This window comes from Streptomyces sp. ITFR-6, from assembly GCF_031844725.1.
GTDB lineage: Bacteria > Actinomycetota > Actinomycetes > Streptomycetales > Streptomycetaceae > Streptomyces.
Genome location: NZ_CP134612.1, coordinates 3788947 through 3803487, shown reverse-complemented (window position 1 = coordinate 3803487; position 14541 = coordinate 3788947). Strand labels below are relative to the sequence as shown.

11 protein-coding genes and 1 tRNA gene are annotated in these 14541 nt (G+C 68.9%); 9 read left to right on the top strand and 3 right to left on the bottom strand.

Annotation, left to right across the window (positions count from 1 at the left end; genetic code table 11):
* The first annotated feature begins 116 nt into the window (after positions 1–116).
* The 7 genes from RLT59_RS17280 (at position 117) to RLT59_RS17250 (ending at position 9337) form a co-directional block, all read left to right on the top strand.
* Complete coding sequence (locus RLT59_RS17280; protein WP_311304230.1) at positions 117–683, top strand: hypothetical protein; 567 nt, start codon at positions 117–119, stop codon at positions 681–683.
* A 210-nt stretch (positions 684–893) separates the two neighbouring features.
* Positions 894–3233: a DEAD/DEAH box helicase gene (locus RLT59_RS17275; protein WP_311304229.1), complete on the top strand. Its 2340-nt coding sequence runs from the start codon at positions 894–896 to the stop codon at positions 3231–3233.
* Between the two features lie 266 nt (positions 3234–3499).
* Positions 3500–5587 carry an FG-GAP repeat domain-containing protein gene (locus RLT59_RS17270; RefSeq protein ID WP_311304228.1) on the top strand — a complete coding sequence of 696 codons (2088 nt, stop codon included), beginning with the start codon at positions 3500–3502 and terminating at the stop codon, positions 5585–5587.
* Between the two features lie 76 nt (positions 5588–5663).
* Complete coding sequence (locus RLT59_RS17265) at positions 5664–7274, top strand: amino acid permease (protein WP_311304227.1); 1611 nt, start codon at positions 5664–5666, stop codon at positions 7272–7274.
* A gap of 90 nt (positions 7275–7364) precedes the next feature.
* Positions 7365–7438: transfer RNA gene (locus tag RLT59_RS17260), tRNA-Lys, on the top strand.
* A 473-nt stretch (positions 7439–7911) separates the two neighbouring features.
* Positions 7912–8127: a hypothetical protein gene (locus tag RLT59_RS17255; protein ID WP_311304226.1), complete on the top strand. Its 216-nt coding sequence runs from the start codon at positions 7912–7914 to the stop codon at positions 8125–8127.
* Positions 8128–8188: 61 nt separating this feature from the next.
* Positions 8189–9337: a helix-turn-helix domain-containing protein gene (locus RLT59_RS17250; RefSeq protein ID WP_327338110.1), complete on the top strand. Its 1149-nt coding sequence runs from the start codon at positions 8189–8191 to the stop codon at positions 9335–9337.
* A gap of 255 nt (positions 9338–9592) precedes the next feature.
* On the opposite strand, the gene RLT59_RS17245 is transcribed toward RLT59_RS17250, so the two are convergent.
* The 3 genes from RLT59_RS17245 to RLT59_RS17235 all read right to left on the bottom strand — a co-directional run bounded on the left by RLT59_RS17245 (position 9593) and on the right by RLT59_RS17235 (position 12394).
* A complete protein-coding gene (locus RLT59_RS17245; protein ID WP_157841264.1) occupies positions 9593–10027 on the bottom strand; it encodes a hypothetical protein in 435 nt (144 codons plus the stop codon).
* Positions 10028–10217: 190 nt separating this feature from the next.
* The gene (gene xerC / locus RLT59_RS17240; RefSeq protein ID WP_311304225.1) at positions 10218–11732 is read right to left on the bottom strand and encodes a site-specific integrase; all 1515 of its coding nucleotides are present in this window, start codon (positions 11730–11732) and stop codon (positions 10218–10220) included.
* On the bottom strand, positions 11729–12394 hold the full coding sequence (locus RLT59_RS17235) for a helix-turn-helix domain-containing protein (protein ID WP_311304224.1): 666 nt from the start codon (positions 12392–12394) through the stop codon (positions 11729–11731). The genes xerC and RLT59_RS17235 overlap by 4 nt, the downstream gene beginning before the upstream one ends.
* 109 nt (positions 12395–12503) lie before the next feature.
* Between RLT59_RS17235 and RLT59_RS17230 the strand changes: the two genes are divergently transcribed.
* Complete coding sequence (locus RLT59_RS17230; RefSeq protein WP_311304223.1) at positions 12504–12734, top strand: hypothetical protein; 231 nt, start codon at positions 12504–12506, stop codon at positions 12732–12734.
* A gap of 233 nt (positions 12735–12967) precedes the next feature.
* A complete protein-coding gene (locus RLT59_RS17225; RefSeq protein ID WP_311304222.1) occupies positions 12968–14281 on the top strand; it encodes a DUF3631 domain-containing protein in 1314 nt (437 codons plus the stop codon).
* Positions 14282–14541 lie beyond the last annotated feature (260 nt).

Sequence of the window (14541 nt, the reverse complement as noted above, 5' to 3'; positions counted from 1 at the left end):
GTGTGCGGGCCGGGTCCGGGGGCGTGTCCCCGGCGGGGCGGTGGGAGTTGGGCACAGCGCTCCCCGGCTCGTTTCCGTACCGCCACGTCCTTCCTCGCGCCCCCGGAGGTGCCCCCGTGCGCCAGTTGTCCGTACCTGCTCCCGTCCGTTGGGCGGCCGTCACTGTTGTGACGATCGCCGCGTCCACAGGCTGTATGAGCGTCGGTGACGGCGGCGGGAAGCCGTCGCCCTCGCGACCGTCCGCGTCGAAGGGGACGGTGGCCGGACCCGACGGCTCCACGGTGACCGGTACCGGCCGGTCGGCCCGTACCGGCGGAGCCGAGGCGGACTCGGAGCGGGAGGCCGCAGAGTCCGGCGCCCCGAGCGCCTCCGCAGAGCCCTCGCGCAGTCCCGGAGCGAAGTCCGCCGAGCCGGGCAGGGTCCGGGGCGGCCGGCTGTCGGCTCCGCCGCTCCCGCAGGCGGAGCCCGGGGTTCCGGAGCGGCCGGATCCCCCGGCGCCCTCCGAGGCGCAGACCCCCGAGCCGCCCGCCCCGCCGGAGGAGCCCGAGCCGGAGCCCTCGGAGCCGCCGGAGGTGCCTTCGGCGTCGCCCGCGGCTCAGCTCCGCAATGAGGCGATGGGGGCGCCGGGCCACGTGGAGGACGTACGGACTCCGGAGGCATCGCCGCAGGTGGGACCGGCTTGACGGGGCGGCCGGAGGGGGCCGGTTTGCGCGATGGTGGGGTGAGTGCGTATGGTAGTACATCGTTTGATCCATTGCCCGGCGCCGACACAGAAGAGCGCCGTGTGGCGCGTACTCTCCCTTGCCGTGGCTGGACCGCATTGAGGCGGTCGAAATTGCGAAAACACGGAGTTACGGGCGCGTGCCGAGACTCCGGAAGGTTTCGCATTTCGCATGTCAATTTCCAGTTCTGACCACGCCGTGCTGCCCGAGAACATCGAGAACGACGAGCTCGTGGTGGCGGCGGAGGCCGTTGTCGCAGAGTCCGCCGTCTCCGTAGAGGACTACCTCAAGGCTCCTCAGACCGAGCAGGCCGGGCAGACCGAGGCCGCCGAGCAGACCGAGGCCAAGGCCCCCGAGGCCGAGACCAAGGCTCCTGAGGCCCCCGTTGCCGAGCAGGCCGACGCCGACTCCGCCGCCGACGAGGCGGACGCCGAGCCGACCATCACCTTCGCGGAGCTGGGCCTGCCGGACGGCATCGTCCGCAAGCTCGCACAGAACGGTGTGACCGCGCCCTTCCCGATCCAGGCAGCGACCATCCCGGACGCCCTGGCCGGAAAGGACATCCTCGGCCGAGGCCGTACCGGCTCCGGCAAGACCCTCTCCTTCGGTCTGCCGACGCTGGCCTCGCTGGCCGGTGGGCACACCGAGAGGAAGAAGCCCCGCGCGATCATCCTCACCCCGACGCGTGAGCTCGCGATGCAGGTCGCGGACGCGCTTCAGCCGTACGGCGACGTCCTCGGCCTGAAGATGAAGGTCGTCTGCGGCGGTACGTCGATGGGCAACCAGATCTACGCGCTGGAGCGCGGTGTCGACGTCCTCGTCGCCACCCCGGGCCGGCTGCGCGACATCATCAACCGGGGCGCCTGCTCCCTGGAGAACGTCCAGGTCGCCGTCCTCGACGAGGCCGACCAGATGTCCGACCTGGGCTTCCTGCCCGAGGTCACCGAGCTGCTCGACCAGATCCCCGGCGGTGGCCAGCGCATGCTCTTCTCCGCCACCATGGAGAACGAGATCGGCACCCTGGTCAAGCGCTACCTGAGCAACCCGGTCACCCACGAGGTCGACTCCGCCCAGGGCAACGTCTCGACCATGTCGCACCACGTCCTCGTCGTGAAGCCGAAGGACAAGGCGCCGGTCACCTCCGCCATCGCCGCCCGCAAGGGCCGCACCATCATCTTCGTCCGCACCCAGCTGGGCGCCGACCGCATCGCAGAGCAGCTCGTCGAGGCGGGCGTCAAGGCGGACGCGCTGCACGGCGGCATGACCCAGGGCGCCCGTACCCGCGTTCTTGAGGACTTCAAGAAGGGCTACGTCAACGCGCTGGTCGCGACCGACGTCGCCGCCCGCGGTATCCACGTCGACGGCATCGACCTGGTCCTGAACGTGGACCCGGCCGGTGACCACAAGGACTACCTGCACCGCTCGGGCCGTACCGCCCGTGCCGGCAAGTCCGGTGTCGTCGTCTCGCTGGCGCTGCCGCACCAGCGCCGCCAGATCTTCCGCCTGATGGAGGACGCGGGCGTCGACGCCTCGCGCCACATCGTGCAGGGCGCGGGCGTCTTCGAGCCGGAGGTCGCCGAGATCACCGGTGCCCGTTCGCTCACCGAGGTCCAGGCCGACTCCGCGAACAACGCCGCCAAGCAGGCCGAGCGCGAGGCCGCCGACCTGACGAAGCAGCTGGAGCGCATCCAGCGCCGCGCCGTCGAGCTGCGCGAGGAGGCCGACCGCCTGGTCGCCCGTGCCGCCCGCGAGCGGGGCGACGACCCCGAGGCAGCGGTGGCCGAGGTCGCCGCCGAGGCGGAGGCCGCACTGCTGGCCGCCGCTTCCGCGCCGGAGCAGCCGGCCGCGCGCGAAGAGCGTCGCGACGACCGGGGCAACTACGAGCGCCGGGACAACCGCGGCGGCGACCGCGGTGGGTACCGCGGCGGCAACGACCGTACCGGCGAGCGCAGCGGCCGTCCGGCCGGCAGCAGCGGCTACCGAGGCAGCAGCGACCGTCCGTCCTTCCGGGGCAGCAACGACCGTCGCGAGGACCGTCCCGTCGGCGGCGGCTTCCGCTCCGGTGGCGGCGACCGCCGCGACGACCGTGGCGGCCGTTCTTTCGAGCGTCGTGACAACGACCGTCCGTCGTTCAACCGCGACCGTCGTGACGAGCGTCCCTCGGGCGGCTTCCGCTCCGGTGGCGGCGACCGCCGCGACGACCGTGGCGGCCGCTCCTTCGAGCGTCGCGACAACGACCGCCCGGCGGGCGGCTTCAGCCGTGACAACGACCGTCCGTCGTTCAACCGCGACCGTCGTGACGAGCGCCCGTCCGGTGGCTTCCGCTCCGGCGGCGGCGACCGCCCGTTCAACCGCGACCGTCGTGACGACCGTCCCTCGGGCGGCTTCCGCTCGGGCGGCAACGACCGTCCCACCGGCCGCCGTGACGACCACCGCTCCACCGGAACCGGCACGAGCACCGGCTCCTTCGGCCGCCGCGACGACAAGCCGCGCTGGAAGCGCAACGGCTGATCGTCCGATCGCCTGACTGCTGAGCAGGGCCCGCACATCACTTCGGTGTTGTGCGGGCCCTGTTTCTTTGAACCGGTTCGAATCTCCCTGTCACCACCTGTGCGGACGCTGTTAAAGTCGGCCCACACGCATGAGGGGTCAGGGCCGGGGGGCTTTCACACTTCGCACAGACCGCGGCGCTCTGCCGCGTCCTCCTCATGCTCTTCGGTAGTTCCCGGGAGGGGCTGGGCGTGAGACGCCACACTGTTGTACGCGGTGCTGTCGCGATGGCGGCGGCACTTGGAATCGGGGCGGGATTCGTGCCCCTGGCGGCCGGCGCCGGGGCTCCGGCCACCGTGGCGACCACCGGGGTCCGCGGTCTCGACTTCGCCGGTGGACGGCTGGTCACGGCCGAGCGGAGCCCCAGTGGTGACGCGATGATCTACGAGCGCCGGGTGTCCGCCGACGGCACGACCGTGGGGGCGCGGGAGGGCCGGGCGTACGCCGGGGCCCTGGCCAACGGCGCGCACTTCAGGACGGTGCCCTGCGACATGGGCTCCTGTGTGGAGCTGGTCGCCTCCGGGCACGGGGACTTCGGCGTCGTGTTCGTCAACGGCGACGGCACCGAGAGCGTCCAGTTCTGGGGGCCGGGGAACTCGTACAACGGGGGCGATGTCCGCTACCCCGAGGGCACCGCGAAGATCGTGGACATGACGGCCCGCGCCTGGGTCGTCAACGGCGGCTCGCCCGTCAAGCAGCGGGCCGGCATGTACCCGAGCTACTACGCGACCCCCGCCCCCCTCGTCCGCACCGCCACGGCCGCCTCCGTCCGGGGCACCTCGCTGTGGGCGGCGACTTCCGCGAAGGGCGCGCTCACCGCGACCGACATCGGGAAGAACAAGGTCGTGGAGACGGTTGCCACCGGCGCCCCCTGTGTGATCAAGGAGGTGCGCGCGGTCGGGCGCTGGGTCTACTGGAACTGCGGGGCGACCGGTGCGGCCGGGGTGTACGACCGGACGGCGAAGAAGTCGTTCACCGTGCCGTCGGGGCCCGCCCTCGTCGGTGACGGATACCTCGTCCGGCACGACAGGACCGTTGGGAAGCTGCTGCTGACCGACTTCCACACAGGCAAGGCCGCGGCTCCCCGAGCGGTGGCCGACCTGGCGGCGGGGAAGACGGCCGACCAGCGCCGGCTGACCTGGGCGGTGGACAGGTTCGGCGGGGACATCGCGTACGTCGATGGAGCGAACTCCGTCCACATCGTGCCCAGCGGCGTGCCCGCGCAGCCCCTCGCGAAGATCGCCTCCGACATCGGCGACACCTCTATCGACCTCAAGGGCGTGAACGGCCTGGAGGCGTGGCTCAGCACCTGGCAGTTCAACAAGCCCGTCACCTGGACCTACACGGTCAAGGACTGGACCGGCCGGGTACGCACCCTCAAGGGGACCGGATCCGGCACCGAGGCGGACGTCGCCTGGAACGGCCGGACGGACGCCGGCGGATACACGGGCAACGGGAAGCACACCTGGACGCTGAAAGCGACGGCCGAGGACGGGTCAGGGACGTACACCATTAGTGGCTCCATCGGGGTGGGCGGCGGCAAGGCGGGCTTCCACGACCAGGGCCGGTACAGCATCGGGGATCTGGTCACCCTCAACTCCTCCGGTGGGCTGACCGTCCAGTTCGGGAAGGGGGCCCCGGGTACGTTCGACGGGAAGATCACCGGGACCGGCTGGCCCGCCGGCACGCTCGCCGTGCCGCTCGCGGACACCGGCAGCGACCGCTGCTCCGAACTGATCGTGCGGATGCCGGGCGGCGAACTGCGCCAGTACGCCGGCCGCTGCGGCAACTCCGGGTACACGCCGGGCAGCAGCCACACCGTGATCGGCGGGGGCTGGCAGCAGTACGACGTGCTGACCTCGCCCGGCGATCTGAACGGGGACGGCCGGGCCGACCTCGTGGCCCGGCAGACGTCCACCGGCGACATGTACTTCTACGCGGGCATGGCCGGCGGGAAGTTCGCGCCGAAGGCCAGGATCTTCACCAACTGGAAGACGTACGCCCAGATCACAGGTGTCGGAGACATCACCGGTGACGGCCGTCCCGACCTGCTCGGCCATGACCGCAAGGGCGGCCTGTGGCGTTACAACGGCCTGGGCAACGGCAGCTTCGCACCGAGGGTGAAGGTGTTCTCGGACTGGGGGAGTTCGTACAACCTGATGGTGGGCGTCGGAGACCTGAGCGGCGACGGCAGGAACGACATCGTCGTACGTGACAAGGCCGGGAAGCTGTACCGCAACAACGGCAACGGCAAGGGCTCGTTCGGATCCCGTACCCAGATCGCTACGGGGTGGACGTACAAGGGGATCTTCTGAGGGGCTGACGGGCTCCGGCCCCGAGGGGGCGGCGTCCGGTGCATGTCGTGCCCCCGGCGAGGGAATCGCTGGGGGCATGACAAACAATCCCCGCAGTGCCCCGTCCGAGCAACCCGGCCGGGGCGAGCCCCCGACCGGGTTGCCCGGGTCGTCCGTACCGTCTGGGTCGTCCGTGCCGCCTGGGTCGTCCGCGCCGGCTGTCCCCCGCTCGGACGAGGAGCGGCTGGCCGAGCTCGGCTACACGCAGACACTCGCCCGCCGGATGTCGGCGTTCTCCAACTACGCGGTCTCGTTCACGATCATCTCGGTGCTCTCCGGCTGCCTGACGCTGTACCTGTTCGGCATGAACACCGGCGGTCCGGTCCTGATCACCTGGGGCTGGGTCGGTGTCGGGCTGATGACGCTGTTCGTCGGGCTCGCGATGGCCGAGATCTGTTCGGCGTACCCGACCTCCGCAGGCCTCTACTTCTGGGCCCACCGGCTGGCCCCGCCGCGCTCGGCGGCGGCGTGGGCGTGGTTCACCGGCTGGTTCAACGTGCTCGGTCAGGTCGCGGTGACCGCCGGGATCGACTTCGGGGCGGCGTCGTTCCTGGGCGCGTACCTCAACCTCCAGTTCGACTTCGGGGTCACGCCCGGCCGCACGATCCTCCTCTTCACCGCGATCCTGTTCCTGCACGGCCTGCTGAACACCTTCGGGGTGCGGATCGTCGCGATCCTCAACGGCGTCAGCGTGTGGTGGCACGTGCTCGGCGTCGCGGTCATCGTCGGGGCGCTCACCTTCGTACCGGACCACCATCAGTCGGCGTCGTTCGTCTTCACGGAGTTCGTGAACCACACCGGCTGGGGCAGCGGGTTCTACGTGGTGATGATCGGGCTGCTGATGGCCCAGTACACCTTCACCGGATACGACGCCTCCGCCCATATGACCGAGGAGACGCACGACGCCGCGACCGCCGGGCCGCGCGGCATCGTCCAGTCGATCTGGACCTCCTGGATCGCCGGTTTCGTCCTCCTCCTCGGCTTCACCTTCGCGATCCAGTCCTACGACGGAGCCCTCGCCTCCCCGACCGGCGCCCCGCCCGCCCAGATCCTCCTGGGCGCCCTGGGCGCCACCACCGGCAAGCTGCTCCTCCTGGTGGTGATCGGTGCTCAACTCTTCTGCGGAATGGCGTCCGTGACCGCCAACAGCCGGATGATCTACGCGTTCTCCCGGGACGGCGCCCTCCCGTTCTCCCGCGTCTGGCACACGGTCAGCCCCCGCACCCGCACCCCCGTGGCAGCGGTCTGGCTGGCCGCCGCCGGAGCGCTGGTCCTCGGCCTGCCGTACCTGATCAACGACACCGCGTACGCGGCCGTCACCTCCATCGCGGTGATCGGCCTCTACATCGCGTACGTCATCCCCACCCTGCTCCGCCTCCTGCGCGGCGACGACTTCCGGCGGGGCCCCTGGCACCTGGGCCGCTGGTCCCGGCCCATCGGCATCGTCGCGATGGTGTGGGTGGCCGTCATCACGGTGCTCTTCATGCTCCCCCAGGTCTCACCCGTCACCTGGGAGACCTTCAACTACGCCCCGATCGCCGTCCTGGTGGTCCTCGGCTTCGCCGCCATCTGGTGGCTGGCCTCGGCCCGCCACTGGTTCCTCAATCCGGATCACAAGCGCACGACCGCCCGCAATACGCCCCGCTGACCGAAACGCCTCCACGATGACGGGGCCCGGCAACCGATACCCGATCGGCGGCCGGGTCGCGGCGGGCTATGCTCGTGGGGTGATTGCCGGGGGCCGTTAGCTCAATTGGTCAGAGCAGCGGACTTTTAATCCGTTGGTTGTGGGTTCGAGTCCCACACGGCCTACGCGAAGCAGGGCGGGGGAACCCCCGATGACCTGCTACTCAGCGCCTCGACCGGCTTCGGCCGGTCGGGGCGCTTCGTCGTTCCGGGGCTCTTGCGTGAGCGATGCGTGAGCGGACGGCCTGACAGCAGGCACTACTGACACCTTCCGGGGGCGCTGCCGGCTGTAAGGGAATCCTGAGGGCGCTCAGTAGTCCGAGTGCAGTCGGTGAGGCGGGCGAGGGTGCTGGTGGGGGTTCCGGTTCGGGGGAGTGGGCTGGTCACCTCCAACCGCCGGGGAGTGGAGCGTGAAGGCTCATACCTCGTTGTCGTCGAGGTACTCGACCCCCGGCGCAGTGGCGCTGCCATCGGGCCCGTCCTGATCGATGAGAGCGGTGAGGTAGCCGAAGGAGTTTCGCCATAGTGTGTACGCCGAACACTAAGCGACGCTATGTTTCACAGGCGCAGGTGCCATCAGCGACGAAAGGCCCATCGTTATGTCTCGCCTCAACCTGGCCCACCTGACCCTCGCTGCCGCCCAGATCCAGACTGCCGACGAGGTCCGTCGTGACCCGGCCGTCGTCAAGGCGTTCAAGCAGTTCGCTGAAGACGGCGTTCAGGCTGTGCGCTCCGGTGGCGCGCTGGCACGTGAGCTTCAGTCCTCCTGGCACCGCCACAGCCCGCGGAGCAAGGGGACCGGAACCGGTGAATGATTTCAGCGCAGAGGCGATGGGCCTCGTAGTCCGCGAGCACCGTCAGGCACAGGAACCCTCGATGACTCAGGAAGAGTTGGCCAAGCGGGCGGACTATGGAAGGGGCGGCGCGGTCTCGATCTCCCGGATCGAGAGCGGGCTCATCAGCCCTGGGGGCCACCGTCTGGCCGCCATCGCCCTCGCGCTCCAACTCACGCCCGAGCAACTCAAGGAGGAGGCGGAGCGCAGAACCAGGGCTCTCGCTCATCAGCGGGGCCAGCGGCCGGCGAAACTGCGCGACCAAGTCGCGGAGACGAAAAGGCGACACGCTGAGATCACTGAGAAAGCGGCACAGCGGTCGAAGATCACCCAAGAACACGGGGAAGCCTTCAACCGTGTCCATGATGTCGTCCGCGACGAGTTCTTCATGAGGTTCGTGGAGCTGGCCAAGAGCATTAGCGGGGCGCCCGAGCCGGAGATCCCGAGCGAGGAGGAGAGCGAGAGCGAGCCCCCAACAGCGATACGCATCGAGGCCATGTCCGCCGGGATCGCCAACGCAATCCGCGGTGCCGCCGCCGGAGGTGTAGCCGGGGCGGCAGTCGGCGGGGCTGCGGCCTATGGTGCATTCACGGCCGCCGCGCTGTTCGGGACCGCCTCCACTGGAGCGGCTATCTCGACGCTAGCCGGGGTTGCGGCGACCAACGCGACTCTGGCCCTCCTGGGAGGAGGCACGCTAGCCGCAGGCGGTGCAGGTATGGCGGGTGGAATTCTTCTGCTCACCGGCATGGTCGCTGCCCCAGTGGCAGCGTTGGCGGCCGCCGGCTTCTACGTCGTGAAGCAGCGCCGCAACAAGAAGGAGGAAGAACGTCTCCGAATTCAGGTTGAGGCTGCGGAGGCCGCTCTGAACCTGTCACAGAGGGGCTTCGACACGATGGTCGAGGTGCTATCGCGCGCCACGGCTATCATGGAATATGTCGAAGTCCACGGCACCCACGCCCTCGAAAAGTGGAGGGTGAGTCTGCCGCCAGAGCCCCGGGACTGGGAATCGCTCGGGCCAGAGGGGCGGGAACGGTACAAGGAGTTCCTCACGGTGGCTGGGTGCTTCCTCGCCGCGAGCATCATCAACGTCCCTGCTCTCCTCACGGCGACACTCGACGATTTGCGCGAAATGGACAAGGTCATCGACGAGACGCTGCGGTACGCGGATAGGGCAATCAAGTCGATCGTCTGAGGTGCGGGTTGTTGTCACGCGCAGACTTGCTGCTGTTGGGGCTCCACCTGCACACCTCTGGGTGGCACGGGGGCTGCCCTTGTAGGCCCGGTTGGTGGTGTGGTCCGCCAAGTGGGCTGAACGTTGCGGTCGCCGCGCAGTTGGACGCGAACCGGCGAACCGGCGCCAGGTGGGCCCGGTTCTGAGTGAGCTCCGGACGCGCTGTGAGAGCGGTGAAAGGAGACGGGGTAGCCCAGCTAGAGGCCGGATCGGGTCTCAGGTTGCCTCGCTGTCGTCCTCGTCCCCTGCCTCGATCGCCGCGAGTCGCTTCGCAAGGTCGTGCTTTTGCCCCAGAGCTACCACGATCTCTTCGATCGCCGGCACGTCGGCTGGGTCAACGTCTGCAAGCAACGGCACTAGATCTCTCAGTGCCTCGGGGACCCCGTCATCGGGGCAAACTCCGTACCACTGTTCAGCGACGAGTTCGCTGACGCGCCGCTCGGAGACCTTGAGTACCTTGGCGATGCCGGGGATGTACTTAGGCCCGGGTGGCGTCTCCATTTGGTAGTTGGCCATATTGTTCCACCATCCGGCTGACCGGCTTCCTTCCTTCCCTCCTACCTCCCAAGTCTTCGCCTCCATCTGGCTGTAGGTCATCCCTCGCGCATTGCGTCGTCGGACTGCCTTGCTGAAAACGTCATCGTCGGCCATGCCTTCATCATTCAGATAGATAGACACCGTGTCCACTGAAATGCGCAAGTTGATGAAACATCTTGTCGATCTTGCTGAATGGGGCAGGGTGGGCCCAGCATGAAAGCTCAGCTGAGGGGTGCCCCATGTGAGCTGGTGGATGTCTCCTGCCTGGCGCCCGCGTGTTGGCGCTAGGAGTGGATTTCGGTAGTTACCTTGACTCGCGAGCCTTACGGGGTATCAGCTGTGCAGCGGCTTCTGCGGCAGCCTTGTCGACCTCGGGCAGCAGGCTCGTGTACGTGTCAGAGGTCAGCGTGATTGTGGAGTGCCGCAGGGTCTCCTTGATCGTGTGCAGGTCGCCGCCCCCGCCATGGGTGAGGGTGGCCGCAACGTGGCGTAGATCGCGCAGGGTGATGGGCGGCAGATCTGTGGTGGCGAGGATGCTCCGGAACGTCTCGGAGACCGTCTCCGGGTGCAGCCAGGAGCCGTCTTCGCGAGTGAAGACCTTGCCCGTCTCGTTCCAGGCGTCGCCCCACTTCTCCCGGGCGCTCAGCATGGCCTTGTGCTGCCCTCGCAGGAGAGTGACGTTGACGCTGTCCAGGGCGATCGTCCCGGCGCTGCCGTCCGTCTTGGGGGCGGATTCGTACGGGTCCCAGCCGTCGACCACGATCTCCTTCGCCGGTGTGATGAGGCCGGCGTCCAGGTCGACGTCCGTCCAGTTCTGGCCGACGGCCTCGCCCCTGCGAAGACCGCGGGTCCCCATGAGGTGAAAGAGCAAGTAGAGCCGCTCGGGTTCGGCTGCGTCCAGGAACGTTCCGAACTGAGCCGGCGTCCAGACCATGACCGGCGACGGCAGCTCGCCGGTTGCACGCCAGCGCTCCACCCGCTGCGCAGTCCAGAGGAGCGGCTTCGGGCGCTTGCCGGACTCCAGCTCGACGTGGGAGGCCGGGTTGAAGGTGATGAACTGCTGGGCGATGGCCGCGTTCAGGGCCGCTCGCAGCGTGCGCCGGATGCTCTGCTGCGTAGCGGGCCCGGTGATCTTCCGGAACGGCTTCATCTTGGCGAGCTTCGCCCGTTCGACGGCGAGCAGTGCTCGTTCGGCTGCGACGGGGCGGCCGGGCCTGCGGGGCTTGCACCTGGCGATCTGCTCGCGCCGTTCCAGGTTCTCCGCCTGGATCACCTCGTTGGCGTCGGCTATACCGTCGTACATTTCCACGAGATGGCCGACGTTGAGACGGTCGAGCCGGACATGGCCGATGCGGGGCTTCAGGTGGACGCGGATGTGGGAGGCGTACCCGTTGAGCGTCGTCTTCCGTGACTTCTTCGCAGCAAGCCACTGATCGAGCCACTCACCCACCGTCCGTCGTCCGATCAGGTCCAATCCCGCCCTGAAACGCCTGCGGGTGTCCTCGATGTTGGGCAGGGGACCCTTCTCGTCGGCGACCTGTTCGAGCAGCTCCGCGATCCGGTCCAGGTCGTGATCATCGTCCGAGTCCGCGATGGCGATGAGGGCTCGGACGTGGTCCAGGGCGACCTGCGCGGCCTTCAACGTTTCGTAGCCGGCGCGGTTGAAGGATCGGCGAGTGCCATCGGCTCGGGGTGGGAGCTCCTGGCGTATGGAGTAGGAGCCGTGCTTGCGGCTGGTGAGCTTGCGGCACTTCTTGCCGAGCGGCTTGCCGGTCTCGGCGTCGCGGCAGTAGCAGCGGCGGTGGGTTGATCCCTTCAAGGGCGTTCCTCCGTGGTGGTATCGGGGGCCCATTCGGGCGGGTCGACGTCGTGGAGTGCGGGTGGGAGATCGGGTGGGGTGGCCCCGTCGTCTAGGAGGTCTCGGCGGAGGTAGCGAAGGTTGTACTTCGCGGAGACGGCCCGGTCGGCGTACTCGGTCCGCTTGCGTTCGGCTTCTTCCTGCTGGGCGCGGCTGGTTGCCGTCTTGGCGGCGAACCGTGCCTGCTCTTCTTCGTCGAGCGCAGCGAGGGCGGTGCTCACGAGGCTGGCGTGAATTTCGAAGTCGGGCACGAGGCCGGCATCGTGCCCCGGTACTTCCTGCTCGCCGGTGAAGCGCCGCAGGGCGTCCCAGGTCGGCACGAGGTGCTCGAAGGGGAGTTCCTGGGTCCGTTCGACGTAGCCGACCGGGAAGATCAGGCAGGCCGGGTACGTCTCCAGGGCAGCGGCCAGGACCAGGACATCCACCAATGGCAGGCCGGCCCTGCGGCCGGACTCCATGTTGGCGATCACGTTGCGCGGGATCGGATGCCCGAGCTGCTCGCACCGGTCGGCGAGTTCCTGCGCGCTCCATCCCATCTCCTTTCGTCTGCGGCGGACTTCGCCGGCCACATTCGCCTGGACCCGGTCCACCCACTCCGGGAAGTCGTCCGCTTCATCATCCACACCGCGTTGTGTCATACAGACACACTAGCTTGTGGATTCTTATTGGTGGCTGCCTGGAGCCGGACGTGATGCCCGCGTTCGCCGACGGCTGTACCGAAGGGGATGGCGCATGCGCGAAAACACCACGGCGGGGTTGGCGAAGGGGATGAGCCGTGAGGACCTGCTGGCCCTGCCGGTGGCCGTTGACCTCGAAACCAGCAATCGCGCCCTGGGGCTCGGGCGGAGCAAGGGGTATGAGCTGGCGAAGCGCGGCGCGTACCCGTGCAAGGTCCTGCGGCTGGGCAACGCCTACCGGGTTGTGACCGCGGATCTGCTGATCCTGTTGGGTCTGGCCGCGTGAGAGGGCGGGAGCGTAGCAAACTGTTCTGCGCTGAGCTGACACAGAAACGCTGGACTGTGGCCGGGCGTGACCGTACTGTCCGTGGTCCCTCGCGGTACCACGGTGCCTACAGGAAGGGGGAGAGCCCCCGGCGGTGCAACGCCGGAGGCCCCATAGCTCCCCAGCGATCCGATGAGAACCGACCCGGCGGAAAGGGCGGGCGAGCCCGCCACCGCCAGACGAGGAGCTGCCCAGTGGAACCCGACAACCCCAAGGACTATTCCGAACCCGCCAAGGCGAGCTGGCCCACGACCGCCATCCCAGGGCGCCCAGGTGCCCACCTGGGCGCCGCCCAGCCCGTGGACACCGATCCGGGCCCGACCGGCGGTTCGGCCGCAGACAGCACCGCTGAGGCACAGGCGCCGAGCGGGCTGGAGGACGTCCCCGACGCGGAGCCGACGCAGGGCTCCACGCTGCTGGATGAACTGCACTCGCAGATAGCCCAGTTCGTGATCCCGCCGTCAGCGGAGGCGCTCGATGCGATCGCCTTGTGGGTGGTGGCCACGCACCTGCAGACCGCGTGGCAGCACGCCCCGCGTCTGGCAGTGGTGGGGCCGGCGAAACGGTGCGGAAAGTCGCGGCTCCTGGACGTGCTGACCGAGACGGTCCACGAGCCGATGCTGACGATCAACACCACGCCGGCGGCGATCTTCCGCTCGATCACCGAGGAGGAGCCGCCGACGCTTCTGGTGGACGAGGCTGACACCATCTTCGGTACGCCGAAGCAGGCGGAGCGGAACGAAGAGACGCGTGGCCTACTCAACGCCGGTCACCAGCGCGGGCGCTACGTGACTCGGGTCGTCGGTAACGACCACACGCCGCACAAGTTCGCCACCTTCGCGATGGCGGCCATCGCGGGGATCGGCGACCTCCCCGACACGGTCATGGACCGGTCGGTCGTGATCCGGATGCGTCGGCGGGCAGAGGGGGAGAAGGTGAAGCCCTTCCGCTCCCGCCGTGACATCCCTGCCCTGCACGACCTGCGCGACCGGATCAATGCCTGGGCCAGGCCGCTTCTGGAGGAGGCAGCAATCCTGGAGCCGGATATGCCGGTCGAGGACCGCGCCGCCGACACCTGGGAGCCCCTGGTGATCGTCGCCGAGCTGGCCGGGGGTTCCTGGCCGCGCCGGGCTCGAATGGCGTGCGCGCGGATGGTCGCCGCCGAAGTGGCAGCCGAGGAGGACCACCCCGGCGGCGCACGGATACTCTCCGATACCCGGCGGATCTTCGCCGCCCAGCGAGAGGTGGACAGCCTGTCCACCGAGGAGCTCCTCCATCACCTGCGCCAGGACCCCGAGGGTCCGTGGGCGGAGTGGGGGCGCGGTGGGCTGAAGGCCCGTGATCTCGGCAGGCTGCTGAGGGACTTCGGCATCAGGCCGGGCAACGTCCGGATGGCCGACGGAACGCAGCGCAAGGGCTACACGCGCAACAAGTTCCTAGACAGCTGGCGGCGGTACTGCCCCACCGTCCACCCCGTCGACACCCGCCCCGCTCCCGACAAGGGCTGAGGCCCGCCGCCCTGGTTGCCGTCCCTGCCGTGATCTCGCAGGTCATACGGCCTGCAAGCGAGACGGCGACCGGGGCCAAGACGGCAACGCGATCACGACCACCGGCGTGGCCGCCCAAGACGCTGTCCGGATCCGTCTTGCACCGTCTCCCGCGTCCTTGCCGTATCGGCGCAGGTCACAGCCCTGGCCAGTGAGACGGAAGACGCAATGCCGCTGCCCCTACTGGGGACAGGAGCACCCCGGTCGGGCACTGGCGCGGC